Origin of the sequence: Xanthobacter variabilis, assembly GCF_043831965.2 — a bacterium.
In the GTDB taxonomy this organism is placed as follows: domain Bacteria; phylum Pseudomonadota; class Alphaproteobacteria; order Rhizobiales; family Xanthobacteraceae; genus Xanthobacter.
Window position 1 is genome coordinate 3,397,950 of record NZ_CM195533.1, and the last position, 24,621, is coordinate 3,422,570.

At 66.9% G+C, this 24,621-nt stretch carries 20 protein-coding genes; 9 read left to right on the top strand and 11 right to left on the bottom strand.

Annotated elements, in window-relative coordinates:
• The first annotated feature begins 166 nt into the window (after window positions 1-166).
• Both V5F26_RS14900 and V5F26_RS14905 read left to right on the top strand, forming a co-directional pair.
• Window positions 167-1,039 (top strand): hypothetical protein, encoded by an 873-nt coding sequence (locus V5F26_RS14900; RefSeq protein ID WP_394056668.1) that lies wholly within the window; start codon window positions 167-169, stop codon window positions 1,037-1,039.
• 275 nt (window positions 1,040-1,314) lie between these two features.
• A complete protein-coding gene (locus tag V5F26_RS14905; protein ID WP_394946315.1) occupies window positions 1,315-3,423 on the top strand; it encodes a fibronectin type III domain-containing protein in 2,109 nt (702 codons plus the stop codon).
• A 225-nt stretch (window positions 3,424-3,648) separates the two neighbouring features.
• Here the strand turns inward: V5F26_RS14905 and V5F26_RS14910 are convergent, their stop codons facing one another.
• From V5F26_RS14910 to V5F26_RS14920, 3 genes are all read right to left on the bottom strand, one after another.
• On the bottom strand, window positions 3,649-5,154 hold the full coding sequence (locus V5F26_RS14910) for an HlyD family type I secretion periplasmic adaptor subunit (RefSeq protein WP_394946317.1): 1,506 nt from the start codon (window positions 5,152-5,154) through the stop codon (window positions 3,649-3,651).
• 3 nt (window positions 5,155-5,157) lie between these two features.
• Window positions 5,158-6,939, bottom strand: coding sequence for a type I secretion system permease/ATPase (locus tag V5F26_RS14915; RefSeq protein WP_394946318.1), 1,782 nt, complete (start codon window positions 6,937-6,939; stop codon window positions 5,158-5,160).
• 325 nt (window positions 6,940-7,264) lie between these two features.
• The gene (locus tag V5F26_RS14920; protein ID WP_394946319.1) at window positions 7,265-9,550 is read right to left on the bottom strand and encodes a DUF3141 domain-containing protein; all 2,286 of its coding nucleotides are present in this window, start codon (window positions 9,548-9,550) and stop codon (window positions 7,265-7,267) included.
• A gap of 453 nt (window positions 9,551-10,003) precedes the next feature.
• Here V5F26_RS14920 and V5F26_RS14925 point away from each other — a divergent pair, with 453 nt between their 5' ends.
• Window positions 10,004-12,022, top strand: coding sequence for a methyl-accepting chemotaxis protein (locus V5F26_RS14925; protein WP_394946320.1), 2,019 nt, complete (start codon window positions 10,004-10,006; stop codon window positions 12,020-12,022).
• A gap of 60 nt (window positions 12,023-12,082) precedes the next feature.
• Here V5F26_RS14925 and ccmB read toward each other — a convergent pair whose 3' ends face one another.
• Both ccmB and ccmA read right to left on the bottom strand, forming a co-directional pair.
• Complete coding sequence (gene ccmB / locus V5F26_RS14930) at window positions 12,083-12,751, bottom strand: heme exporter protein CcmB (protein ID WP_234050825.1); 669 nt, start codon at window positions 12,749-12,751, stop codon at window positions 12,083-12,085.
• Window positions 12,751-13,404 carry a heme ABC exporter ATP-binding protein CcmA gene (ccmA, locus tag V5F26_RS14935; protein WP_234050522.1) on the bottom strand — a complete coding sequence of 218 codons (654 nt, stop codon included), beginning with the start codon at window positions 13,402-13,404 and terminating at the stop codon, window positions 12,751-12,753. The genes ccmB and ccmA overlap by 1 nt, the downstream gene beginning before the upstream one ends.
• A gap of 165 nt (window positions 13,405-13,569) precedes the next feature.
• On the opposite strand from ccmA, the gene acnA reads away from it, so the two are divergent.
• The 3 genes from acnA to V5F26_RS14950 all read left to right on the top strand — a co-directional run bounded on the left by acnA (window position 13,570) and on the right by V5F26_RS14950 (window position 18,008).
• Window positions 13,570-16,266 carry an aconitate hydratase AcnA gene (gene acnA / locus V5F26_RS14940; protein WP_394056661.1) on the top strand — a complete coding sequence of 899 codons (2,697 nt, stop codon included), beginning with the start codon at window positions 13,570-13,572 and terminating at the stop codon, window positions 16,264-16,266.
• A gap of 213 nt (window positions 16,267-16,479) precedes the next feature.
• Window positions 16,480-17,247 carry a DUF1223 domain-containing protein gene (locus V5F26_RS14945; RefSeq protein WP_394056659.1) on the top strand — a complete coding sequence of 256 codons (768 nt, stop codon included), beginning with the start codon at window positions 16,480-16,482 and terminating at the stop codon, window positions 17,245-17,247.
• A gap of 413 nt (window positions 17,248-17,660) precedes the next feature.
• Window positions 17,661-18,008: a DUF2794 domain-containing protein gene (locus tag V5F26_RS14950; RefSeq protein ID WP_394056658.1), complete on the top strand. Its 348-nt coding sequence runs from the start codon at window positions 17,661-17,663 to the stop codon at window positions 18,006-18,008.
• 328 nt (window positions 18,009-18,336) lie between these two features.
• Here the strand turns inward: V5F26_RS14950 and irrA are convergent, their stop codons facing one another.
• Complete coding sequence (irrA, locus tag V5F26_RS14955) at window positions 18,337-18,873, bottom strand: iron response transcriptional regulator IrrA (RefSeq protein ID WP_394056657.1); 537 nt, start codon at window positions 18,871-18,873, stop codon at window positions 18,337-18,339.
• 293 nt (window positions 18,874-19,166) lie between these two features.
• Between irrA and V5F26_RS14960 the strand changes: the two genes are divergently transcribed.
• Window positions 19,167-19,676 (top strand): disulfide bond formation protein B, encoded by a 510-nt coding sequence (locus tag V5F26_RS14960; RefSeq protein WP_394946322.1) that lies wholly within the window; start codon window positions 19,167-19,169, stop codon window positions 19,674-19,676.
• Between the two features lie 26 nt (window positions 19,677-19,702).
• On the opposite strand, the gene V5F26_RS14965 is transcribed toward V5F26_RS14960, so the two are convergent.
• The 3 genes from V5F26_RS14965 to V5F26_RS14975 all read right to left on the bottom strand — a co-directional run bounded on the left by V5F26_RS14965 (window position 19,703) and on the right by V5F26_RS14975 (window position 21,753).
• Window positions 19,703-20,260, bottom strand: coding sequence for an HNH endonuclease (locus tag V5F26_RS14965; protein WP_234050527.1), 558 nt, complete (start codon window positions 20,258-20,260; stop codon window positions 19,703-19,705).
• Window positions 20,261-20,384: 124 nt separating this feature from the next.
• Window positions 20,385-21,074, bottom strand: coding sequence for an alpha/beta hydrolase (locus V5F26_RS14970; RefSeq protein WP_394946323.1), 690 nt, complete (start codon window positions 21,072-21,074; stop codon window positions 20,385-20,387).
• A 28-nt stretch (window positions 21,075-21,102) separates the two neighbouring features.
• A complete protein-coding gene (locus V5F26_RS14975; protein ID WP_234050529.1) occupies window positions 21,103-21,753 on the bottom strand; it encodes a DNA-3-methyladenine glycosylase family protein in 651 nt (216 codons plus the stop codon).
• A 42-nt stretch (window positions 21,754-21,795) separates the two neighbouring features.
• On the opposite strand from V5F26_RS14975, the gene gluQRS reads away from it, so the two are divergent.
• Entirely contained in the window at window positions 21,796-22,695 is a 900-nt protein-coding gene (gene gluQRS / locus V5F26_RS14980) for a tRNA glutamyl-Q(34) synthetase GluQRS (RefSeq protein WP_394946324.1), read from the top strand.
• Window positions 22,696-22,701: 6 nt separating this feature from the next.
• On the opposite strand, the gene V5F26_RS14985 is transcribed toward gluQRS, so the two are convergent.
• Together V5F26_RS14985 and V5F26_RS14990 are read right to left on the bottom strand one after the other, a co-directional pair.
• A complete protein-coding gene (locus V5F26_RS14985) occupies window positions 22,702-23,640 on the bottom strand; it encodes an AEC family transporter (protein WP_234050531.1) in 939 nt (312 codons plus the stop codon).
• Window positions 23,641-23,671: 31 nt separating this feature from the next.
• Window positions 23,672-24,037: a hypothetical protein gene (locus V5F26_RS14990; protein ID WP_509210514.1), complete on the bottom strand. Its 366-nt coding sequence runs from the start codon at window positions 24,035-24,037 to the stop codon at window positions 23,672-23,674.
• Window positions 24,038-24,341: 304 nt separating this feature from the next.
• On the opposite strand from V5F26_RS14990, the gene V5F26_RS14995 reads away from it, so the two are divergent.
• Entirely contained in the window at window positions 24,342-24,569 is a 228-nt protein-coding gene (locus tag V5F26_RS14995; protein ID WP_234050533.1) for a hypothetical protein, read from the top strand.
• The last annotated feature ends 52 nt before the right edge of the window (window positions 24,570-24,621 follow it).

Consider the following 24,621-nt stretch of genomic DNA (forward strand, 5'->3'; position numbering starts at 1 on the left):
GCCGGGGGTTCTTCGCCCCCTTTCGGCAGGGCCTGAAATGTGCCAGGAAGCCCCGGCTACCGGTGGCCGCCGCGCGGACACCCTGAGGGAAACCTGAAGCTCGCGGAACAGCGCCGATGGGGGACACGCTCGCCCACCGCCCCGCGCGCGCCAAGGGGGCGATGGCATGAAGGATCCGTTCGCCCTCGAGCTGAAGGGATTGGTGGCCCGCCATCTCCATTTCGCCGGCCCCTGGCCGTTCGTTACCTTCCGAAGCTATGTGCTGGCGGGGCGCCACATTATCTGGAAGGCGCGCCAGCACCGGAAGGGCTTAGTGCGCCGCGCCCGCGCGCTCGAAACGGCTTCCGTCCCCCTCTGGCAGACCCAGGGCTATAACTGGGCCACCGGCCTCATCTTTGCCATCGGCTCGTTCCTGTTCATGCTGGGAAGCGCACTGGCGCTCATCCCCGAGGGGCCGTGGCAACCTTCGGCGCTGCTTGTGAACATCGTTTTCTTCGCCGGGTCCCTGCCCTTCACCACCGCCGGCTACATGCAGCATTTCCAGGCGGCGAATGCGGGCCCGTTCGCGGTGGACCCGGCAACGGTGCCGGCCCGCCGTATCGCGCTGATGGGCTGGCACCCGCGCAATGTGGGCTGGCTCAGCACCTTTACCCAGTTCATCGGCACCGTGGCCTTCAACTTCAACACCTTCGACTCGATCGTCGATCCCCCCGGCTGGCTGATGCAGAACCTGGCCATCTGGGGCCCGGATATGATCGGCTCCGTGCTGTTCCTCGTGTCCGGCTATCTCGCCTTCATCGAGACCTGCCACCGCTATTGGAGCTGGAAGCCGCGGTCGCTGGAATGGCAGATCGTGTTCACGAACCTGCTCGGCTGCATCGCCTTCATGGTCGCCGCGCTCCTGGCCTATGTGCCCCGGGGGCCGGAGGCGGCCTGGATTCCCATGCTCGCGAATATGGGCCTCTTCCTCGGCGCACTGGGCTTCTTCGTGGGCGCGCTTTTGTCCATGAGAGAGAGCCGGGCCGCTGAGCCGGCCTGACTGCGGGTCGCGGAAATCAAATCACCGTTGCGTGTTCACGGCGCGATAACGGCCATTTGATACCTCCTATGCGATCTCACTGCTCATATTTCAATATTCGATTGCAGTGTACGGTACAGAGTTTCTTGGAAAACCAATTTCCTCCAAGGATAGATATTCGCGACTTAGTTCACAAACCCGACATCATGGCAGTTCTCACAAACACATGACCTGGAGAAGCTTGACCATGACGGGCCACTCGGCTCCTTTTGCCGCGGCGGCGAAAAGGAGCCAGAATGACAACGACCACGATCACTTGGGCCTGGGGTTCGCAGGCGACTGTGAACTTTAATCCCGCAACGGATACGCTCGATTTCGGCTGGATGAATGCCGACAACTTCGCGATCAGCGAAGTGAACGGCTCCGTGGTGATTTCGATCCCGTCCAACAATCAGAGCTACACTCTGGCAGGAGTGTCACTGTCTGATCTGACACTCGCCAACATCACGGCCAAGGACAGCTCCGCAGTGACGGAGTGGACCGACGCGCTTTCCAGCTCCGGCGGTTCTTCCGGAGGCACCACCCCCGGTGGTTCCGGCGACAACGGCTCGGGTGACACCGGCAATACCGGCTCGGGCAATGACGGAAGCGGCACCACCACGACCATCACCTGGTCCTGGGGATCGGACACGGTGCTGAACTTCAACCCGGAAACAGACAAGCTCGACTTCGGCTGGTTCTCGGCCGACAACTTCACCATCTCCGAGGCCGACGGCTCGGTGGTGATTTCCATTCCCTCCAACGACCAGACCTACACCCTCTCCGGCGTGACCCTGGCGGACCTGAGCATCGACAATATCGTTGCCAAGGACAGCTCCGCGCTCACCGAGTGGCAGGGCGCCCTTTCCGGCTCGAACGGTTCCGGCGACACCGGCAATACCGGTGACACCGGGAACACGGGCGACACCGGGAACACTGGTGATACGGGCAATACCGGAGACACCGGCGATACCGGTGACACCGGGAACACCGGCGACGGCGGCGAGGAGGCTGACTATGCCGCGGCCTGGGCGTCCTCCGGCGTCTATGTGGCCGGCGACCAGGTGAGCGTCGGCAATGCCGTGTACGAGGCCAACTGGTGGACCCAGGGCGACGACCCGGCGAGCCACAGCGGCGCCGAAGGCAGCGGCAATGTGTGGACCTTCATCGGCTACATGGACACCACGCCCGTGGTTCCGGACGCGCCGGACGACCTGGCCGCCTCTGGCGTGAAGGACACCTCCTTCACCCTGCGTTGGGACGCGGCCGAGGTGGATGGCGTGGGCACGGTTTCCGGCTATGAGATCTACCAGGACGGCGAGCTCATCGGCACCACCTCGGGCACCTACTTCAAGGTGACGGGCCTGGATGCCGATTCCACCTATGCCTTCACGGTAGTGGCCCTCGACGAGGCCGGCTCCTCCCAGCCCTCCGACACCCTGAGCGTGACCACCGCCGAGACGGGGAGCGTGAGCGACACCGACAAGAGCTTCTCGCCCTATGTCGACATGTCGCTCACCACGAGCCAGAACCTCGTGAGCATGGTGTCGGAAGCGGGCCTGGATGCGGTGACGCTCGCCTTCGTGCTGTCCTCCGGCACCGACACCATCGGCTGGGGCGGCACCGGCAGCATCGCCGATGACGCGCTCTCGAACGGCACCACCATCTCGTCCATGGTGGACGAGCTCCATGCCATGGGCGTCGACGTCACCATCTCCTTCGGTGGCGCCAATGGGCGGGAAGCCGCGCAGACCTTCTCCAGCGCCGATGCGCTCGAGGCGGCCTACCAGTCGGTGATCGACAAGTATGGCGTGACGAAGCTCGACTTCGACATCGAGGGCGCCTCGATCGCCAACGACGCGGCCAACGACATGCGCAACGAGGCCCTGGCGGCCCTGCAGGATGCGAATCCCGACCTTGAGGTGTCGTTCACCCTGCCGGTGCTCACCGACGGCCTCACCCAGGACGGGGTGGACCTTCTGAAGTCCGCCATGGATGCGGGCGTGGAGATCTCCGCCGTCAACATCATGGCTATGGACTACGGCGACTATTACGACAGCGGCGACATGGGCGACGACGCCATTTCGGCGGCGGAAGCCACCCTCGCCCAGCTCAGCCAGATCGGCCTCGATACCGACATCGTCATCACGCCGATGATCGGCATCAACGACGTCACCTCCGAGATCTTCACCCTGGAGGACGCGCAGCAGCTCGTGGACTATGTCCAGTCCAACGATGACGTGGCCGGCATTTCCATGTGGTCCCTGGGCCGCGACAATGGCGATGTGGTGGGCTTCGTCTCCCCCGTCGGCAGTGGCGTGACGCAGGACGACTACGACTTCAGCAAGATCTTCGCGACGGTCTGAACGCGCGCCCCACAGGGGGCCATCCTCAGGTGAGCCGGCAGCGCGCACGCCCGAGGATCACGCAGAACAGGAAGCGGCCGGCCCTCAGCCGGCCGCTTTTCTTTTGGCCATCCCTCTGCGCTGCCTTCGCGCCTAATAGGAGCCTCGGCGGGCCGCGGACATGAAAATGCCCGGCACTGGGCCGGGCATCGCCGATGTTTTGGACGAGGGATGCGGCTCGCGCCCTCACCTTTCTGTCATGGCGTGGCTCATGGCGTCGGTGAAGGGGCGCACCAGATAGCTGAGCACGGAGCGCTCGCCGGTACCGAAAACCACCTCCGCATTCATGCCGGGGCGAAGGCGGGCCTTCAGGTCCGGCGGAATGTCGGTGTCGGCCACCGCCACCCGAGCCAGGAAGAACGGCTCATGGGTGGTCTCGTCCATCAGCCGGTCGCGGGAGACCGATTGCAGACGGCCGAGCACCAAAGGCGTGCTGCGCGCGTGGAAGGCGGGGAACTTCACCTCCACCTCATTGGTGTTTTCCAGCCGATCGATATCCTGCACGGGCACCTGGGCGTCCACCACCAGGGGTTCGTGAACGGGCACGACCTCCAGCATGGTGTCGCCGGGCCGCACCACCGCGCCCACCGTGTAGATACGCGGGTTGATGTTCTGCACCGTGCCGGCGCGCGGCGCGCGGATCTCCACGCGATCGAGCACGCTCTGCGCCACCCGCGCGCGCTCGCGCAGATCATTGAGCTTCTGGCGCACGTCGAGGAGCTGCTTGCCGGCATCCTCCACCCGCTGCTGGCGGAGCTGCGCGATCTGCATCTTGATCTCGCTGATGGACCCGTGCGCCTTCGCCGTATCGGCGATGTTGCGGCCCACCACGCCGTCGAGCCGCGCCTTCTCCCGCTCGAGCTGGGACACGCGCGACTTGTTCACCAGCCCCTTGCGCTCCAGCACGCGCACGGAATTCAGCTCATCCTCCACAAAGGAAAGCTGCTGCCGGGCGGAAGAGCGCTCCTGCGCAAGGCCCTCGATCTCCGTGTTGAACTGGGAGACCCGGCCGTCGAGAATCTCGATCTGGCTGTCGAAATTGGCTCGCCCGTCCTTGAACTGGGTGAGCTGGTCGATCATGGCCCGCAGCACGGCGGGCCGGTCCGTATGGTCGGAAAGCTCGGAGGGGAAGGTCACTTCCGTCAGGCCGTCGCGCTCGGCCAAAAGGCGCGATTCCATGGCCAGCGCCGCGCCGAGCTGCGCCAGCGCGGCGTCGTAATTGGCCTTCGGCAGCGTGTCCGTGAGGCGGAATAGCACCTGGTCCTTGGCGACCTCGTCCCCCTCCTTGACCAGGATCTGGCCGATGATGCCGCCTTCGAGATGCTGCACCACCTGCCGCATGCTTTCCACGGCCACCACCCCGGGGGCCATGACGGCACTGTCCACATTGCTGAGCGAGGCCCAGCCGCCGAGCCCCAGGAAGGTGAACGCGATCAACCCATAGCCGGCGCGGGCGAACACGCGGTAGTCACCCGAGGGCGGCGGCACGGCGCCGGGCGGAGGCGCTTCAACCGGCCCGAAGAGGGTGGCGACACGCTCGCGCGCCCAGCCCCCCACACGCATGAGCGCGGTGTTCTCCCGCAGCCGGCGCGTGAGGTCGGAAAGCACCGGATGGCGTGCCAGCCGATGGCCTCGCGCGAGTCCCTGGCGCAGGATGGCGCCGACCTGGCGCCCGTGATCGAGCATGGACATGGCTCACGCCTCCTTCTGGACGGCTGCGGGCATCGCCACTGCGGTGGGGCCCGGCGCCCAGCCAGCCGGCATGGCCCCCGCGCCGCGCGCGGCGCCCGCCGCCGGCTTGGGCGCGAGCGGGACACGCTGGCGCACCGCCGCGTTGCCGCCATTGGCCAGCTTGGCCAGGGTCTGCTCGCGCGGGCCGAAGGCCTGCATGGTTCCGTCCTTGAGTCCCAGGATGAAGTCGCACTGGCCCAGGCCCGCCGGGCGATGGCTGATGATGATGACCGTGCGGCGGGCCGCCTTCAGCTGCCGCATGGCCTCCGCGAGGGCCTGCTCGCCCGGCGGGTCAAGGCTGGCATTGGGCTCGTCCAGCACCACCAGAGCCGGCATGCCATAGACGGCGCGCGCCAGCCCGATGCGCTGGCGCTGGCCGCCGGAGAGGGCGACGCCCCCTTCCCCAATCTGCGTATTGTAGCCCTGCGGCAGGCGCTGGATCATCTCATGAACCCCGGCGATGCGCGCCGCGCCCACCACATGGGCGTCGTCCGGCTCGGCGAAGCGGGCAATGTTCTCGGCCACCGTGCCGGAGAACAGCTCGACATCCTGGGGGAGATAGCCAACCTGCCGCCCCAGCTGCTCCTCATCCCAATGGGCGAACTCGGAACCATCCAGGCGGATGGAGCCCGCCGCCGCCGGCCACACCCCCACCAGCACCCGCGCGAGGGAGGACTTGCCCGCCGCCGTCGGCCCCACGATGCCGAGAGAAGCCCCGGCTGGGAGCTTGAAGGAGAGATTGCGGATCACCGGCACATCGCGCCCGGGTGCGCGGATGAACAGGGTCTCCGCGCTCACCTCGCCCTTCGCGTCGGGCAGCTGCAGGCGCGGGCCGGGTGCCGGCGCCGCCCGCAGCAGAAGCTGCACGCGCTCGTAGGCCGAGCGCATCTGCACCACGGACTTCCAGTTGGCCACCGCCTGCTCGATGGGCTGAATGCAGCGCCCGAGCAGGATGGAGCCGGCGATCATCATGCCCGGCGAGATCTCGCGCTCGATGGCGAGATAGGCGCCGAGCCCGAGCACCGCGCTCTGAACCAAGGCGCGGTTGAACTTGGTGAGGGCCACCAGAACAGCTCCCCGGTCGCCGGCCTGCCCCTGCCATCCCAGGGCATCGTCATGCACCTTGCGCCAGCGCCGGCGCAGCGGCCCGGCCATGCCCATGGCCTTCAGCACCTCCGCATTGCGGAAGGTGGCGGTGGCCGCCGCGGTGGCGGCGATGCTGGCCCGGTTGGCCTGCTCCAGCGCGTGGCGGGTGCTGCGATTATTGAGCACGGCGATGACGCCGGAAAACACGCAGCTCGCAACCGCCAGAACCCCATAAAGGGGGTGAAGCACAGTGGCGCAGGCAATGTAGATGGGCACCCACGGCACATCGCACAGCGAGGTGATGCCGGCGCCGGCGAAGAAATCGCGCACCGTCTCCAGATCACGCAAGGGCTGGGCCTGGCCGGAGCCGGGCTGGCGCGCGGCAAGGCGCAACACCGCATCGAACACCGGAGCGTTCACCGCCTCGTCGAAGGCGACGCCGGCCCGCGCCAGGATGCGGGCGCGCAGGCTCTCCAGCGCCGCCCACACCGCATAGAGAAAGGCGGCGATGAGCGTGAGCACCACCAGCGTCTCAAGGTTCCGGCTCGCCAGGACGCGATCATAGACCTGCATCATGTAGAGCGGCCCGTTGAGGGCCAGGATGTTGATGAAGAAGCTGAAGACCACCACCGTCACGAATGCCGGACGGATCGTGTCCATGCCGGCATCCAGGGGCGTGGACCCCAGGGCTTGTGACGACGCGCTCGACAGCCTCCCCGCCGCGGGTGGAGTGACCATGTCTCATCCTCATTACCGATCCTGGAGCCCCCGGATCGAGAAGGGGAGAGGCTGCATGTTCCCGCCCAAGGCGGAGGCCCTGATGCCCCGCAGAAACGCGACCTCGACAGTTGGCCGAGGTATCCCCTCACTTCACCCCCCGGTTCAAATCACGAGATGCGGCGTGCCGAACACGGACGCGCGATCAACCCGCACGGCGCAGGAACCGGGCGCGAGAACACGGCCGGATCGGCACTCGCTCTCCGCCTCAGTGGCGGGCGGCGCGCGAGGATGAGGCCAGCGCCGCCATTTGCCCGTCCGGCTGCGGCAGCGGGGCCGATTCCAGGAATCGGCGCAGGTCCGATGCGAACGCCGCCTGCCGTTCACCCACGGGCAGATGGATCAGCAGCCGGTCGAGCAGCTCCACCAGATGCTGGCGCTCACCCAGGCTGTGCAGCAAGGCGGGCAAGGTCGCCAAAGCCTCGTCGGGTGCGTGATTGACGATGATGGCCTGGCGTCGCACCAGGGCCTGGGCCTCATCCGCCGGCAGGGCGATAAGGCCTACCTCGTCGCCCACGAGCTCGCGAATCTGCTTCAGGGCCGACAGGCGCTGGATACCGGCGCCGAGCCGGCGCGCCAGCAGGGCGACGCGCACGGCCGCCTCGGTGAAGCCGCCCTCCCCCATGGCCGCCATGGCCGAAGCGACCTCCGCCGGCGGCTCTTCCACCAGGTTTGGATGGGCCGGCGCCGTCAGGTCAGGATCCAGCATGGCAAGGCTGCCATAGACCCGGAAGAACTCGGTTTCCACGCTCGCGTCCCGCATCCGCCGGTAGAAATCCCAGCCGGCCGTGGCGGACGCCGCGAAAAAGCGCTCCCACGCCGCGAACACTCCGGCCTCGTCGCGCCGCGTCCTCTGGCTGCGGGCGAACTCCGCCAGCGGCGCCAGCGCAACGAGCCACGGATTGAGATCGGAGAAGGCCCAGCGGGCGACGCGCAGCGGGTGGAAGGCGCGCAGCGCGGCCCCCATTTCCGGCGTCACCAGCCACGAAAGAGCGGGGTGCACCAGGGCCTCATAGGCGCGGGCATTGGCGTCCGACACATTAGCCACCACCTCGAAGGGGATCTCATCCCTGCGGCCATATTTCTGCAGCTGGGCGAGGTCCTCCACCTTGCGCTCGGTGAGGGTGACGTCATAGGTCACCGCGCCGTCCTCCTGGATCTCCTCGATCCGCATGGCATAGAGGCCGGGCGGCAGCGCCTCCACATATTCCAGGAGATCGACGATCTGCGCATGCTCACGCCGCGCCACGGCGCCCGAGACGAAGATGCCCAGATGGCCGACGCTTTCGTGCATCAGCCCCACGATCACCTGCCCCGCATCCTTCAGCGCCTGGGTTGTGGGGTAGAGGTCCGCCACCCAGTTGATGGCCTGCTGCGGCGGCGTGATGTTGTCGCCCAACGAGGCAAAAACGATGATGGGCGAGCGCACCGCGCGCAGGTCAAAGGTCCGCCCCTCGGCCCAGGCCGCCTTGCCGGCGGCCAGCTTGTTGCCCACGAACAGGTTCTCGACGATCCACTTGATCTCCGCCCGGTTCATCAGGAAATAGCCGCCCCACCAGCGCTCGAACTCCAGGAAGCGCGGCGCCTCGGTGTCGATCCGCGAATAAAGATTGTAGTATTTGCTGAAATACGTGTTGGCGGGATTCAGATACTCGAAATTGTCCACCAGACAGGCCCCATCGAAGACCCCGCCGCCCAGGTCGCTGGCCAGCAGGGCCGGCCAGGTGCCGCCCAGCACGCCGCCCGCATAGCGCATGGGGTTTTCGGCATCGTTGCCCGCCCAATAGGACATGGGCGCGCCATTCACCACGATGGGGCCCACATTGTCCGGATCGAGCGCGGCCACCAGCATCGCCGCCCAGCCGCCCTGGCAGTTACCGATCACCACCGGCTTGTCCGTCGCCGGGTGGCGCGCGTGGACAATGCGCAGGAACTCGGCCTCGGCCAGCGAGACATCGGCCAGGGTCTGGCCCGGCTCCGGGTCCGGAAAGAAGATGACCACGTAGACCGGGTGCCCCGCCCGCAGGGCGAAGCCCACCTCCGAATCCCGCTTGAACCCGCCGATGCCGGGCCCGTGCCCCGCCCTGGGATCGATGATGAGGAAGGGCCGCTTGCCCCCGGCGGGCGTCAGGCCCTCCGGCGGCAGGATGCGGGCGAGCGCGTAATTCGCCGGCCGCTCGAAAGTGCGCGCGTCGGCAACGATCTCAAAGTCGAACGCGAGCAAGGGGGGCTTGCCCGCCTTTTCATGGGCGAGCCAATTATTGCCGCGCTGGCGCAGCGTATCCCAGAACAGCAGCCCGCGTTGCGCGGCGTCAAACCCATAGGAGACCGCCTCCCGCCAGACTTCCGCCGGATCCTTCGGCGCCGCGGCGCCGGCAACGCTTGATGCGGCGCCGCGCAGGGCCTCCCCATATTCCGCCACCGCCTGGCCAACCCGCGCCCGGTAGACCTCGCCCACGCGGGCGTACACCTTCATCATGTCCATGGGGTGCATGGAACCCTCCTCGGCCAGCGACGACCTGACGTTCCGCCCCCCACGCGCCCGCGCGATGCACATTTCCTTATGGATTTACCGCGAGCGCGCCCGCGAATACCACTACCCCTCAAGTATACTTGAATACAAACTGGCCCGCACGAACAACCCGCCAACAATTGACGCCTGATCCTCCGCCCGCCTGTCCCAGGCCACCGGAAGAGCCAGCCGAAAGCGCGCTTCAGCCCCCATTGGCCATGCGGATGCGCCATTTGTGTCAGTTGTATCCTGCCACCACTGAACTATGCTTTGCACAGCCTGCCCGGTGCACAGCCCGGAAGGGCACGACTTTTTTGTGCTTATGGCCGCGCCTCATGTTCTTCGGGGCCGCTCACGTCCGGGAAAAGCTCTGGAATACCGGCGAACGCCGCCCGCATTGCCGCCCTTGCCGCCACGCACCGACAGGAGCCTCGCATGTCCCCTCCTCCGCAGGCCGCCACGACACCCGACGCCGTTTCGTCTGCGGGCGGCGTGCAGGCCACCGGCGCGCAAGGGACGGCGGCCCAGCTGATCCGGGTGACCGAGACCGACGACGGGCTCCGGGGCATCACCCCCGCGGACCTGCGCTTCCCCACGGGCGATGCGGCCTTGGTCCTGGCCTTCGTCTCCCCCCACGTGGATTTCGCGGCGGTGAGCGCCCGCCTGAAGGCATTGGCGGGCGCGATTCCGGTGGTTGCGGTGTCCGGCGCTGGCGAGCTTTGCTCGGGCCAGGGCGGCCCGCTCTACCGCCCCACGGGCGAGCGCTGGAACACCCTGACCCTGCAGATTTTCCCGCCCGATCTCATTGCCGCCGTCGATATCCACTCCGTGCCGCTGCATAATGAGGATATCCGCGCCGGCGCGCCCACCCTGGCGCACGACGCACGCGTGGCACGGATCACTCAATCCCTGGGCCTCGTGCATCCGGTCTTTCCCATTCATGCACGGGACGTTTTCGCCCTCACCTTCATCGACGGCCTGTCGGCAAGCGAGAATTACTTCATGGAGGCGGTCTACCGGTCCGGCCGCTTTCCCTGCCTGTTCGTGGGCGGTTCGGCGGGCGGCACGCTGGACCTGCGCTCGACCTCCATCTTCAACGGCGAGCAGGTGCTTGAGAACCACGCCGTGGTGGTGTTCGTGAAGATGGCGCCGGGCCGGCGCTATGGCGTCTTCAAGAGCCAGAACTTCACCAAAAGCGGCACCGCTTTCCTGGTCGCGGAGGCGGATCCCGAGCGGCGCACGGTGGCGGCCGTGGTCAGGCCCGGCAGCGATCAGGTGGAGCCCTTCGTTCCCGCCCTCGCCACCATGCTGGGCGTGGCGCCACAGGAGGTGGAAGGCGCGCTGGCGGGCCGCACCTTCGGCATCGAGATCGATGGCGAGCTGTTCGTGCGCTCGGTCGCAGCCATCGATGTGGAGCGGGGGCGTGCGTCCTTCTTCTGCGACGTCAATGCGGGCGATGAACTGCTACTGCTCCAGGCCACCGACTTCGCAGAACAGACCCGCAGCGACCTCCAGGCCTTTCTCGCCCAAAAGCCCCGCCCCCTCGGCGCGATCCTGAATGATTGCATTCTACGCCGGCTCAACAACCCATCCAGCCTCTCCGGAACTGATGGGCTCTGGCCCTGCCCGGCGGCCGGCTTTTCCACCTTTGGCGAGCTCTTCGGTATCAATGTCAATGAAACGCTGAGCGCCATCGTCTTCTTCGACGCCAGCGCGGGCGACTATGTGGATGACGTCGTGGATACGTTCCCGATCCACTATGCGCGCTTCCGCACGTCCTTCACCAGCAGCGCCCTCAAGCGGGCCGAGATGCTGAACGCCCTTCGCTCGCGGATCATCGAGCAGCTGGCGGGGCATCTGGATTTCATCCACCATATTGAAGGGGCAGTGGAGCGCAGCGGTGAAATGCGCGAGGTGGTGGAAGCCATTCGCGGCACCCTGCTCACCGCCTCCGGCGAGGCGGCCGGAGGAGACGCGGAACGCGATGCCGCCGCCCTGTCCACGGAATTTCAGGCCCTAGGCCAATCCATGAAAGAACTCCGCGAGGTGCTGGCGGTCATCGACACCATTGCGGGGCAGACCAATCTCCTCTCCTTCAATGCCACCATCGAGGCGGCGCGGGCGGGGGAGGCCGGGCGTGGCTTCGCGGTGGTGGCCAGCGAGGTGAAAAAGCTGGCCGGCGATACCAAGGCCACCCTTTCCGAAACCCGCGAGGCCATTGGCGGCATGGAAGAGACCCTGCTGCGGCTCGGCTCCATCATCGATGCCACCCACGCCCGCTTCGGCGCCGACGATGCGCGACACCGCGAGATCATCGGCAAGCTGGAGCAGCTGTTCGAGCAGTCCGGGGTCATCGGCCAGACCCTGGACGAACTCGGCACGGCCGCCGCGGCACAACGCGCCGTCGCGGCCGACATCGACCGGCAAATGACCCGCCTGAAGCAGCTGGAGTGACGGCAGGGCGCCGCCTTCAGGCTTCACGCAGCCACCGCCCGGCGCCCCTCGGACAAATCCCTAGCCGCGCGCCGCCCGCAAGGCCGCCGCGGCCGCCACCGGCCCAAGCACCACGGCGAACAGAGCGAGGCCCATGAGCACCCGGAACGGCGTGCCGAACGGCACCGGCCCCGTTACGGCCGAGGTGGTCGCCGCAACCGCGAAGATCAGCACCGGGATGGTCAATGGAATCACCAGCACGGCGATGAGCAGCCCCCCGCGCCGGAACGCCCCCGCGAAGGCCGCGCCCACCAGGCCCAGAAAGGTGACGGCGGGCGTGCCCACCAGCAGCGTTGCCACCACGGCGCCGATGGCTGCCGGCTCCAGGTTCAGCATCAGCGCCAGCGCCGGCGCCGCCACCACCAGTGGCAGGCCGGTTGCGATCCAATGCGCGAGCCCCTTGGCGGCCGCCGTCAGCTCCAGCGGCATGGCTGAAAGGCTGAGCGCATCAAGCGACCCATCCTCCGCATCGGCAGCGAACAGCCGCTCCAGGCCGATGAGGCTCGCCAGCAGGGCGCCAATCCACAGGATGGCGGGGCCGATTCGGGCCAGCAGCACCAGATCCGGCCCCACGGCGAAGGGAACCACCGTGATCACCGACAGGAAAAACACCACGCCGAGCCCCGCCCCGCCGCCGGAGCCGAGGGAAAGGGCGATATCGCGCCGGACCACGGCCAGAAAAGCCCCCATCATGCCTCAAGCTCCTCATCAACCGTCGTGATGGCCCGCCCGGAAAGGCTGAGCTCGTCGGTCTCGCCCAGATCCAGAGGCGCATGGGTGGCGGCCACCAGAATGCCGCCGGCTTGAAGGTGAGCGCGTCCGAATGCCGCGAACCGGGCCTGCGCCCGCACATCGAGCGCCGTGGTCGGCTCATCCAGGATCCAGACCGGCCGTTGCGACACAAGGAGCCGGGCAATGGCCAACCGCCGCTTCTGCCCCGCCGAAAGCACGGAGGCGCGCAGCCGGCCAAGGCCCCCCAGCCCCACCTCCTCCAGCGCTTCCTCAACGGAAAGCCCGGTGGGGCCGAGCACCTGGCGCCAGAAGTCGAGGTTGGCGGCCACCGCCAGCGCCCCCTTCACTGCGTCATCATGCCCAAGATAATGCAAATGCTCACGCAATCCGCCTTCCTCAGGGCCACCCTGGAGGCGTACATTGCCGCCGCTGGGAGTGAGCAGGCCAGAGAGAATCCGCAGCAGGGATGACTTGCCGGCGCCATTGGGCCCCGTCACCACCAGCGCGCGCCCGGCTTGGGCAGTGATATCAAGGTCTTGGAAAAGTTGCTTGAATCCGCGTCGGCAGCTGAGCTTTTCGCCGGTGAGGGCGGTGATGGAAAAACCCGTCATGACCCCTGCTTTGGATGCATTGCGCATTCCCTCTTCTTAGCGCATGACCGCGCTTTGAAATGGCTCTATAAAGCCGCCGAACCGCACCTTTCGAGGTGGTGGGGTGCCGCTCCGACCACCTTTGCATATTGGCGTTGATCGTCATTACAACGGAGAGAACGCGCCGTGACATCCCTCGACAGCTTCAAGTGCCGCACCACCCTGAAGGTGGACGACCACGAGTACGTCTATTACAGCCTTGAAGCCGCAGAGAAGAATGGGCTCGAAGGGATTTCCCGCCTGCCCTTCTCCATGAAGGTGCTCCTCGAGAACCTCCTGCGCTTCGAAGACGGCCGCTCGGTCACCAAGGAAGACATCATCTCGGTCGCCGACTGGCTGAACAACAAGGGCAAGGCCGAGCGCGAGATCGCCTACCGCCCCGCCCGCGTGCTGATGCAGGACTTCACCGGCGTTCCCGCCGTGGTGGACCTCGCGGCCATGCGCGACGCCATGGTGGCCCTCGGCGGCGACCCCGCCAAGATCAACCCGCTGGTGCCCGTCGACCTCGTCATCGACCACTCGGTGATCGTCAACTTCTTCGGCTCCAACAGCGCCCTCGGCAAGAACGTCGAGGAAGAATACAAGCAGAATCAGGAGCGCTACCGGTTCCTGAAGTGGGGCCAGAGCGCGTTCGACAACTTCCGCGTCGTCCCGCCCGGCACCGGCATCTGCCACCAGGTGAACGTCGAATATCTCGCCCAGACCGTCTGGACCCGCGACGAGAAGATCGACGGTAAGAAGGTGGAGGTTGCATACCCAGACACACTCGTGGGCACCGACTCGCACACCACCATGGTGAACGGCCTGGGCGTACTGGGCTGGGGCGTCGGCGGCATCGAGGCAGAGGCGGCCATGCTGGGCCAGCCCATCTCCATGCTCATTCCCGAGGTCATCGGCTTCAAGCTGGACGGCAAGCTGAAGGAAGGCATCACCGCCACCGACCTGGTGCTGACGGTGACCCAGATGCTCCGCAAGAAGGGCGTCGTGGGCAAGTTCGTGGAGTTCTACGGCCCCGGCCTGGAGCACCTCACCCTCGCCGACCGCGCCACCATCGCCAACATGGCGCCGGAATACGGCGCGACCTGCGGCTTCTTCCCCGTCGACAGCGAGACCATCGCCTATCTCGACGAGACCGGCCGCAAGGACAGCCGCGTGAAGCTGGTGGAGAAGTACTCCAAGGCCCAGGGCATGTGGCGCAAGAAGGACACTCCCGATCCGGTGTTCACCGACACCCTGGAGCTGGACCTCGACTCGGTGCTGCCGTCCATGGCCGGCCCGAAGCGTCCGCAGGACCGCGTGCTGCTCTCCGATTCCAAGGCCGGCTTCCTCTCCGCCCTTGAGGGTGAGTTCAAGAAGCCCGGCGAGGCCGATAAGCGCGTGCCGGTCGCCGGCACCGACTACGCGGTGGGCCACGGCGACGTGGTGATCGCCGCCATCACCTCCTGCACCAACACCTCGAACCCCTCGGTGCTCATCGCCGCCGGCCTGCTCGCCAAGGCGGCCGTGAAGAAGGGCCTGAAGACCAAGCCGTGGGTGAAGACCTCGCTCGCGCCCGGGTCCCAGGTGGTCGAGGGCTATCTGAAGGCCTCCGGCCTGCAGGATGATCTCGACAAGCTCGGCTTCAACCTGGTCGGCTTCGGCTGCACCACCTGCATCGGCAATTCCGGCCCGCTGCCGGAAGCCATCTCCGAGGCGATCAACAAGAACGACCTCGTGGCCGGCGCCGTGATCTCCGGCAACCGCAACTTCGAAGGCCGCGTGAACCCGGACGTGAAGGCGAACTACCTCGCCTCCCCGCCCCTCGTCGTGGCCTATGCCCTGGCCGGCTCGCTCCAGGTGGACCTCACCACCGAGCCGCTCGGCACGGACAAGGACGGCAAGCCCGTCTACCTGAAGGACATCTGGCCCTCCAACAAGGAGATCGCCGAGTACATCCGCGAGAACATCTCCAAGAAGATGTTCAAGGAGAAGTACTCCGACGTGTTCAAGGGTGACGAGCACTGGCAGAAGATCCAGGCTCCCGAAGGCCAGACCTATGCCTGGCAGGATGCCTCGACCTATGTGCAGAACCCGCCTTACTTCGTGGGCCTGCAGAAGACCCCCGAGCCGGTGAAGGACATCATCGACGCGCGGATCATGGGTCTGTTCCTCGACTCCATCACCACCGATCACATCTCGCCGGCCGGCTCCATCAAGGCCGCTTCTCCGGCGGGCAAGTATCTGGTCGATCACCAGGTGCGTCCGGTGGACTTCAACCAGTACGGCACCCGCCGCGGCAACCACGAAGTCATGATGCGTGGCACCTTCGCCAACATTCGCATCAAGAACCAGATGGTGCCCGGCGTGGAAGGTGGCGTGACCGTCCACTATCCGGATGGCGAGCAGCTGCCGATCTACGACGCGGCCATGAAGTACAAGGCCGAAGGCGTGCCGCTGGTGGTCTTCGCCGGCAAGGAGTATGGCACCGGCTCGTCCCGCGACTGGGCGGCCAAGGGCACCAAGCTGCTCGGCGTGCGCGCCGTGATCGCCCAGTCCTTCGAGCGCATTCACCGCTCGAACCTGGTCGGCATGGGCATCGTGCCGCTGGTGTTCAAGGACGGCGAGAGCTGGCAGACCCTCGGCATCAAGGGCGACGAGATCGTCACCCTCAAGGGCATCGAAGGCGACCTGAAGCCGCGCCAGACCCTGACCGCCGAAATCAAGTTCGCCGACGGCTCCGTGAAGAACGTCGACCTCATCTGCCGTATCGATACGCTGGATGAGCTCGACTATTTCCGCAACGGCGGCATCCTGCCTTACGTGCTGCGCTCGCTCGCGGCCTGAGGCTGACGTTACGCAAATGGCCGGCCCGGAGCGATCCGGGCCGGCTTTTTTGTGCCTTCAGCAGTGTTTAGGGGTGCATCGAGCGCGCCTGTGAACCGTCCGCACCGCCATTTGTGACAATGCCGGCGGGCGTGACACCCCATTGTGACTGGTCCCGCGGCACCGCGTCCGCTATTCCGGACTGGCCCCGTTTCAGCACCGATCCCTGCGAAGATGATGTTCACCCGCACAGCTCTCGCCTTCGCCCTTTCCCTTGCCGCCCTGCCTGCATGGGCGCAGAGCCAGCCGAAAGCGGTGGTCGAGCTGTTCACAAGCCAGGGGTGCGCCTCCTGTCCGCCGGCCGATGCGCTGGTGGCCGAGCTTGCGAAGGATCCGAACCTGATCGTCCTGACGATGCCCGTGGACTATTGGGACTATATCGGCTGGAAGGACACGCTGGCCCTGCACGGCCACTCCCTGCGCCAAAAGGCGTATGCGGAGAAGCGGGCGGATCACAAGGTCTTCACCCCCCAGGCCGTGGTTGACGGGGTGCACGCGGTGAAGGGAAGCGATCGCGCCGCCCTCCAGCGTGCCATTCTTGCCGGCCCGGGCACCGCTGGCAGCCTCAAAGTGCCCATCAAGGCGCACCGCAGGGGCGAGGTGATGGAAATCGAGATTCCCGAATCGGCGGCGCCGCCCGAAGGGGCGGAAGTTTGGGTCTGTCCGGTGGCCAGCGAGAAATCCGTCACCATCAGCCGGGGCGAGAACAGCGGCCGCAACGTCACCTATTCCAACGTGGTGCGCGGGTGGGTGCGGCTCGGCCAATGGAACGGCACCAAGCAGCGCCATGAGCTCAAGCTGAGTGACATCAAGGGCGAGGCAGTGGACCAGGTCGCCGTTCTGCTCCAGGCCGGCACCGCGGCGGCGCCCGGCCCCATTCTCGGCGCGACAATCGTTGCCGTGCAAGAGACGACGCCCGCCTCCCCACCCGCAGCGAAGTAAGCCCCCGCCAGGACCGTCACCGCACCGCTGCCCCACGCGCGCAGCGGTCTGCGCGCCCCGCTCCGGGCAAAAAAGAAGCCGCCCGAAGGCGGCTCAACTTGGGGGTCGAATATCGATGCGTAGCAGTGGCCGGTTCGGATTCACCCCGGGGGGCTGGGGGGGCTGGGATAGACCGGAGCGCCTCACGAACCGGCCCTGCTACGAGAAGAAGCTTCTCTCCGCCCAGCGGCACGCGATAGGCCGAAATCCGGCGAGACTGTGATTTTACTAACGTTGACGTGATCGCCCTCGGGCCGAAAACGCACTCCACACTGCAGTGCCGGCTATGGATCCCCTTGAAACGGCGAGCGGTGCCGGTGATCATGGCCAACCTGCATCGCCGCAGCGCAACAGCCCGTGCGAAAGGAGAGGCTATGGGAGATATCGAGCCCATAAGCTTGGCCCGCGTGACACCCCCTGCGGCTGCTGTGCGGGTGACTTTCGATCGGCGGGAGCTGGACCGAATCCTCGACCTCTACGGCCGCATGGTCGCCCTCGGTGAGTGGCGGGACTATGCGCTGGATTTCACCCGCGACAAGGCCATCTTCTCCATTTTTCGCCGTGCGATGGATGTGCCCCTTTATCGGATCGAGAAGGACCCCCGTCTCGCCCGCAAGCAAGGAGCCTATGCGGTGGTGTCCCAGACCGGGCTCATCCTGAAGCGCGGGCACGAATTACAGCGCGTGCTCGCGGTGCTCGAAAAACCGCTCCGGGCCGTGTGAGGCGCGGGTCCGCCCCCCCCCCGAACGCATCCGCGCGAAGACCGGACGGGTTCGCGCGAAAGAGGCGTGGAACTGCATAAGGAGGGCGCACGTCGGCGCTGCACTGAAGCGCTGAAACGATCGAGCGCCCAAGCCGTCGCCCGCAAACAAAAACGCGCGCCGTAGCGCCCCTGTCCCCGAGGGCGTTACGACACGCGTTTATTGGACTCAGCTTGGCAAGAGCCGCCGTGTATGAAGGCGAGGCTTCTCGCCACCCACCTGCGCGGCCGCAGCAAACACCCATGCGCGGAGCACCTGCTGCGCGCGCCGCCATGAACGATCGGAGAGATCAGGACGGGCGATTGCTCTTGCGGCGCAGGCGCACCACTACATCCACGCGCGCCACCTCGTAACCCTCCGGCGGCTCGGGCAGAAGATTCACCGCCACGTCGCTGGCGGGAATGTCCACCAGATCATTCTGGCCTTCGAGGTAGAAATGGTGGTGGTCGGACGAATTGGTGTCGAAATAGGTCTTGGAGCCGTCCACGGCCACTTCGCGGAGAAGCTGGGCTTCCGTGAACTGGTGCAGCGTGTTGTAGACGGTGGCGAGCGACACCGGGAAGCGGGCCTTGATGGCCTCCTCATGCAGAATTTCGGCGGTCACATGCCGATCGCCCTTGGCGAACAGCAGCCAGCCCAAGGCCAGACGCTGGCGGGTCGGCCGAAGGCCCACCTCCCGCAGCATCTCGCGCACATCATGGAAGGGGCAGCCGGTGCGGCGCGCCACCGTAATGTCGCGGAGCTGGGCGACAGGAAGCACAGGCTCGGCAAGGCTTTCGCTGCTCGGGGCAACGGAAATACCGAAGGCGGATCGGGATCGGGGCATCTCGTTCATTTCGGTCTGCAATCTTCGTAGCTACCACCAAAATATGCCGGCGGAGGGGAAACGCAATGCGAATGCCTCCGAAGACGACTAGCAACTTATACCTCATGTTGCGCTGCGGAGCCATAGCCGGCTGCTGAGTAGGAATAACTCTAAGGTGCGGCGCGGGCGCGCAATCACGCCCTCGGCATCGCCGCATCCACCCGTGGACAGAGGCGCGCCGCAGGTTTATCGCCTTGCGGCGCATCACACGGCGCGCGCGGTTCGCCGCGTTTTCGAGAGCAAAGAGATACCGCGTGGCAGCCCTCCCCCTTCTTTCCCTGCGTTCTCCGGCCCCCGCAGCGCTGCTGGTGGCGCTGGGGTCTGGCGCCGCCTTGGCGGCCGCTTGGTTTTTCCAGCTGGTGGTGGGCCTGGCGCCCTGCCCGCTGTGTCTCGACCAGCGGATTCCTTATTACATGGCGCTGCCGCTGGGACTGGTCACGCTGGCGGTGCTGGCAGCCGGAAAGCTGCGGACGGGGCGCGTGCTGCTGGCGCTGCTGGCGGTGATGATGCTCGGAAACTTCGCCCTCGCGGTCTTTCACGCGGGCGTGGAGTGGCGCTTCTGGGCGGGGCCCACCTCATGCACCGGCGCGCCGGTGATGGTCACGGGCGACATTCTCTCGGCGATCAAGGGCGCCAACGTCCCGCGCTGCGATGAAGCGGCGTGGCGCCTGTTCGGCCTGTCCATGGCGGGCTGGAACGCCATCGTCACGGCCGCCCTGGCCCTCATTGCGGGACGCGCAGCGGCAACCGGTCGCACACTGTGATGCACGGCCCCGCCGCGGGCGGGGCATCAGGGATCGAGCTCGGTATCCCAATAAAGATAATCGAGCCAGCTCTCGTGCAGATAATTGGGCGGGAAGTGGCGGCCGTTCTGGTGCAGGTCCTGGACGGAAGGCTGATACGGCATCTGTGCCGGCCACATGCCCAGGTCCCCCGGCATGTCACTGCCCTTGCGCAGATTGCAGGGGGAGCAGGCAGTGACGACATTTTCCCAGGTGGTCTGTCCGCCCCGGGAACGCGGAATAAGGTGATCGAAGGTCAAATCATCGCGCGATCCGCAATATTGGCAGGAAAAGCGGTCGCGGAGAAAAACGTTGAAGCGTGTAAAGGCCGGCTGCCGCGTGGGTTTTACAAAAGTTCTTAAGGAAACGACACTCGGCAACCGGATCTCGAAGCCGGGACTTCGGACCGCTTTATCGTAGTATTCTACGATATTCACGCGATCCAGAAAAACCGCCTTTATGGCATCTTGCCATGACCAGACCGAAAGCGGGTAGTAGCTCAACGGGCGGTAGTCCGCGTTGAGCACGAGCGCTGGCCAGGCACCTGGTGACAAAGCAGTGGTCAAGGACCGAACTCCTCGTCCTTACCCATCGAATCGAGCCGATCGATCCCGATGCGCGGCGATACTGTATATTCACCATGTCACTCTTGTGAAGGCGAGCCGGTGCCGCACCGGGCATAACCCCGAATCACCCCTTGAGGGATTGCGCCAGGAACGCACCGGCAATGGCGAGCTCCGCTTCGTCGATGCCATGGCCAAGCCCGGTGCTAAGGTGCCATTCCACCGGCACACCAGCCGCCGCCAGCGCTTTTGCGGAGCCGAACAGGGCCTGCGCCGGGATCACCTCGTCATCCTCCCCGTGCAGCAGCAGCACGGGCGGCGGCGCTTGAATGGGCGCGGCCGGGGCAGCGCCCGCGTCCACCCACATGCCGGAAAACGCCACCACGGCGGCCGGCCGCAGCCCTTCCCCAAGCCCCACCTTCAAGGCCATCATCGCCCCCTGGCTAAAGCCGACGAGGGCCAGGCGTTCCGGCGGCAAGGCCAGCTTTTCCAGCTCCGCCTCCAGGAACGCGCGCAGCAACGGGGCGGCGGCCTCCGCCCCACGGGGCAGCTCATGGGGATCGCGGAAGGTGAGCGGGAACCACTGGCGGCCCACCGGCGCCTGCTCGCATGGGTCCGGCGCGTGGGGTGAGACGAACGCAGTGCGCGGCAGCAACTCGGACCAGGCGTTGCCGAGGTCGATCAGATCGCGTCCATCGGCGCCATAGCCGTGCAGCAGCACCACCAGGGAATCCGGCTGCCCGCCCATCCTCGGGCGCAGGCGCGGACCATCGAGAAGAGGCGCATCCAGGGAAACGCCGTCGAGGGGAAAGGACATGCCGCGGGGCCCCCAAGCTTGTGTCATGTCAGGCCGGAACGCCCGCTCGGGCGCGCCGGGCACCATAATAGGCCCACAGGAGGTGCGCGGCCACGCCCCTGAGGGGGCGCCAGTCCTCCGCGATGGCGCGCAGCCCCAGCTCTGTGCACCGCCCGCCGAGGTCGAAGCCCTCGCCCAGCGCCACCTGTAGCGCCAGGTCGCCGGCGGGAAAGGCGTCGGCGCGGCCCAGGCAGAACAAGAGATAGAGCTCCGCCGTCCACCGGCCCACGCCCGGCAGCCGCACCAGCTCGTCCGCCGCCTCCTCCAGCGCCAGCGAGGACAGGTGGTCAAGACCCACGCGCCCCGTGCCCACCGCCTGCGCGAGTCCCGTGAGGGTGCGGATCTTCGGCGCGGAAAGCCCTGCCTGCCGCAACCGCTCCGGGCCAAGCGCGAGGAAGGTGGCTGGGGTCACCTCGCCGTTCAGCGCCGCCTCGAGGCGGGTCCAGATGGCGCGGGCGGCGGCCACGGAAAGCTGCTGCGCCACCACCATGGCGCAAAGGCCCGCGAAGCCCGCCGGGCGCCGTCGCAGCCGGGGCGTTCCCGTGAGCCGCGCCAATGGCTTCAGGCGCTCGTCGAGGGCGAGAAGATCCGCGAACGCGGCCTCGAACGCGGCCTGGTCGGGCAGCAGCGGGCCGGTCATGGGCGCCCCGGCGGGCGGCTAAGCGTGGTAAGCCAAGGCATTATGAGTCTCCTTCCCGGCCCCTTCGTCTGCCGCTTCGCGCCGAGCCCCAACGGGCGCCTGCATCTTGGCCACGCCTTTTCCGCCCTGCTGAACGAGTCCGCCGCCCGCAAGGCCCGCGGCACCTTCTTGTTGCGCATCGAGGACATCGACACCACCCGATGCCGCCCGCAATACGAAAGCGGTATTCTGGAGGACCTCGCCTGGCTCTCCATCGTTCCGGACGCGCCCTTCCGGCGGCAGTCGGAACACTTCGCGGACTATGCCGCCGCCCTCGGCCGTCTGGAGGACATGGGGCTGGTCTATCCCGCCTTCGAGAGTCGTGGCGACATTCTGCGGGCGGTGCGCGCACGGGAAGAGGAGAGCGGGCGAGCCCATCCGCGCGATCCCGATGGCGGCCCCCTTTTCCCCTTTGCGCGGGCGACGATCCCCGATGAGGAACGGGCGGCCCGGCGGGCGGCGGGCGAACCTTTCGTCCTGCGGCTCGACATGGCACGCGCGCTGAGCCGCCTGGATACGCCCCTCTCCTGGCTGGAGGCGCGCGGCGCGCCCGACGGCCCGCTGGAAGAAATGTTTGCCGACCCCTCCGCATGGGGCGACGTGATCCTGGCGCGGCGGGACGTGCCCACCTCATACCACCTGTCGGTGGTGGTGGATGACGCGGCCCAGGGCATCAGCCATGTGATCCGCGGCATGGACCTGTTCCACGCCACCTCGGTGCATCGGCTGCTGCAGCATCTGCTGCGGCTGCCGCCCCCGGTCTACCACCACCACCGGCTGATTCTGGACGAAAGCGGGCGCAAGCTCTCCAAGAGCAACGACGCCGTCAGCCTCGCCAGCCTGAGAGAGGCGGGCGTGACGCCCGACGAGATCCGCCGCCGCCTGGACCTGCCGCCCGGTTGAAACGCCTCAGCCCACCCCCAGAACCAGCAGCCAGAAGGCGACGCTGACCACCGCGCAGGCGGTGGAGAGGGAGACCGCGCTGGTGGTGGTGCTCACCGCCACGCCATAGCGCTGGGCCAAAAGATAGCCGTTGATGCCTGAGGGCATGGCCGCGAACAGCACCGCCACGCCGGCCCACACCCGCGGCATGGGCAGCACCATGGCGAGCAGGAACACCGCCGCCGGATGCACCATGAGCTTGAGGAACGTGATGAGCATGGGCGGGCGCACATCACCACTGATACCGTAATGCCGCAGCGACAGGCCGAGCGAGACCAGCGCGCACGGCGTTGCCGAGGCGCTCAGCAGGTCCACCATCTGGCGGGGAATGCCGGTGGCGTGCACCCCGGTGAGCTGGGCGAGCCCGCCGGCATAGATGCCCACCAGCACCGGATTGAGCGCCAGCAGCTTCAGCAGCCGCATAACGGTGGCCCGCGAGAATCCGGCGCTGCCCTCCAGCAGGACGGTGGCGGCGATCATCATCACCGGCAAATGGATGGCGATGAGCAGGAAGAGCGGCACCGCGCCTTCCTCGCCATAAGCCTTCAGGATCAGCGGAACGCCAACGAACACCGTATTGGCCTGCCCCGCCGCGAAGCCATGGATGACCGCTTCCTGGTGGTTGCGGTGGAACAGGCGGCGCGCCGCCAGCATGGCGAGGCCGAACACCAGGAACGCGCCGGAGAAATAGGCGATCCAATAGCCCCAGGGCTGGGCATCCGGCAGCCGGGCCTCGGACAGGGTGCGGAAGATGAGCACCGGCACGGCCAGGCTGAAGACATATTCGGCCAGCCCGTCGGAGGCCTTCTCGCTCACCAGTCCGATGCGCGCGGCGGCATAGCCGATGGCCACCATGCCGAACACCGGAAGGACGATGACGGCGATGTCGGCGATGGTGGTCAGCATGGCGTTCGGTTCGCTCGCGCGGGGTGGCGGTTCAGGCGGCGGCGCTCACGTCCATCCCCTCGCCCGGCTCCTCGTCGCGCAATTCCAGCACGGCGCTGCGGGTGATCGGCATCACCGCAAGCCGCATCTTCAGCCGCTCGGCCAGATCAGGCGCGGCACGGAAGGTGATGGCAAGGCGCAGGTCCTCGCCCTCCGCGCGGCTGTCCAGATGAAGCGGCAGCACGTCGTGGATGACGAAGGGCTCCAGCAGGCGGAGCAAGGCATTGGGGTTCGGCTCGGCCGCGACGACGAGACGGTGGAGGGGCACGCCGGCAGGCATGGGGGCGGCGGAAAGCATGATGGAATGTCCGAACGGAAGGGACGCCAGAGCGTCATTGACCATGGGTGGTCGCGCCATCGCGGATCGCCTGAGACAGGCGACCGCCGACGCGTCATTTTACCCGGCCGACCCAGTCGACCGGGCCACGAATTCGCCGCGCTGCGGGGGCGAACGCCGTGCCATGGTTTCCGATAACAAACATGCCGCAATTGTTACGGCTCCACTCCCCGGGCGTCAACAGCCCGACTGCCCCTGCGGGCTACCACCCATGCAGCTGGCGGTGGCCGCGCGAGTTGCCGCGCACCGCGGCCCGCATCTTGGCGCCAGACGGCCGCGCGTATAGTCTTGCCACTCCTGCAACGCGCCGCTTCGCGCTTCGGACATGAGCATGCACCCCACCGGCCAGAGCACCAGCACCGCTCTTCCTTCCCGCTCCGGGCCGGCCCGCGCCCCGGTGGCGGGCGCGCGCCCTTGGGTGGGGCGTGTCAGCGTGGTGGTGGCCGTGGTCCTGGCAGGCGCCCTGTTCGCGGCGGCGCTGCTGCTGTGGGCGCGATACGGCGCGACGGTGTTCTTCGATACCCTGTCCGCCGGCATCGCAGCGTGCATGTGATGCGCGGGGATTTCCGCGGCCCGTTGCGCCCGCTTATCCACGATGACCGGTA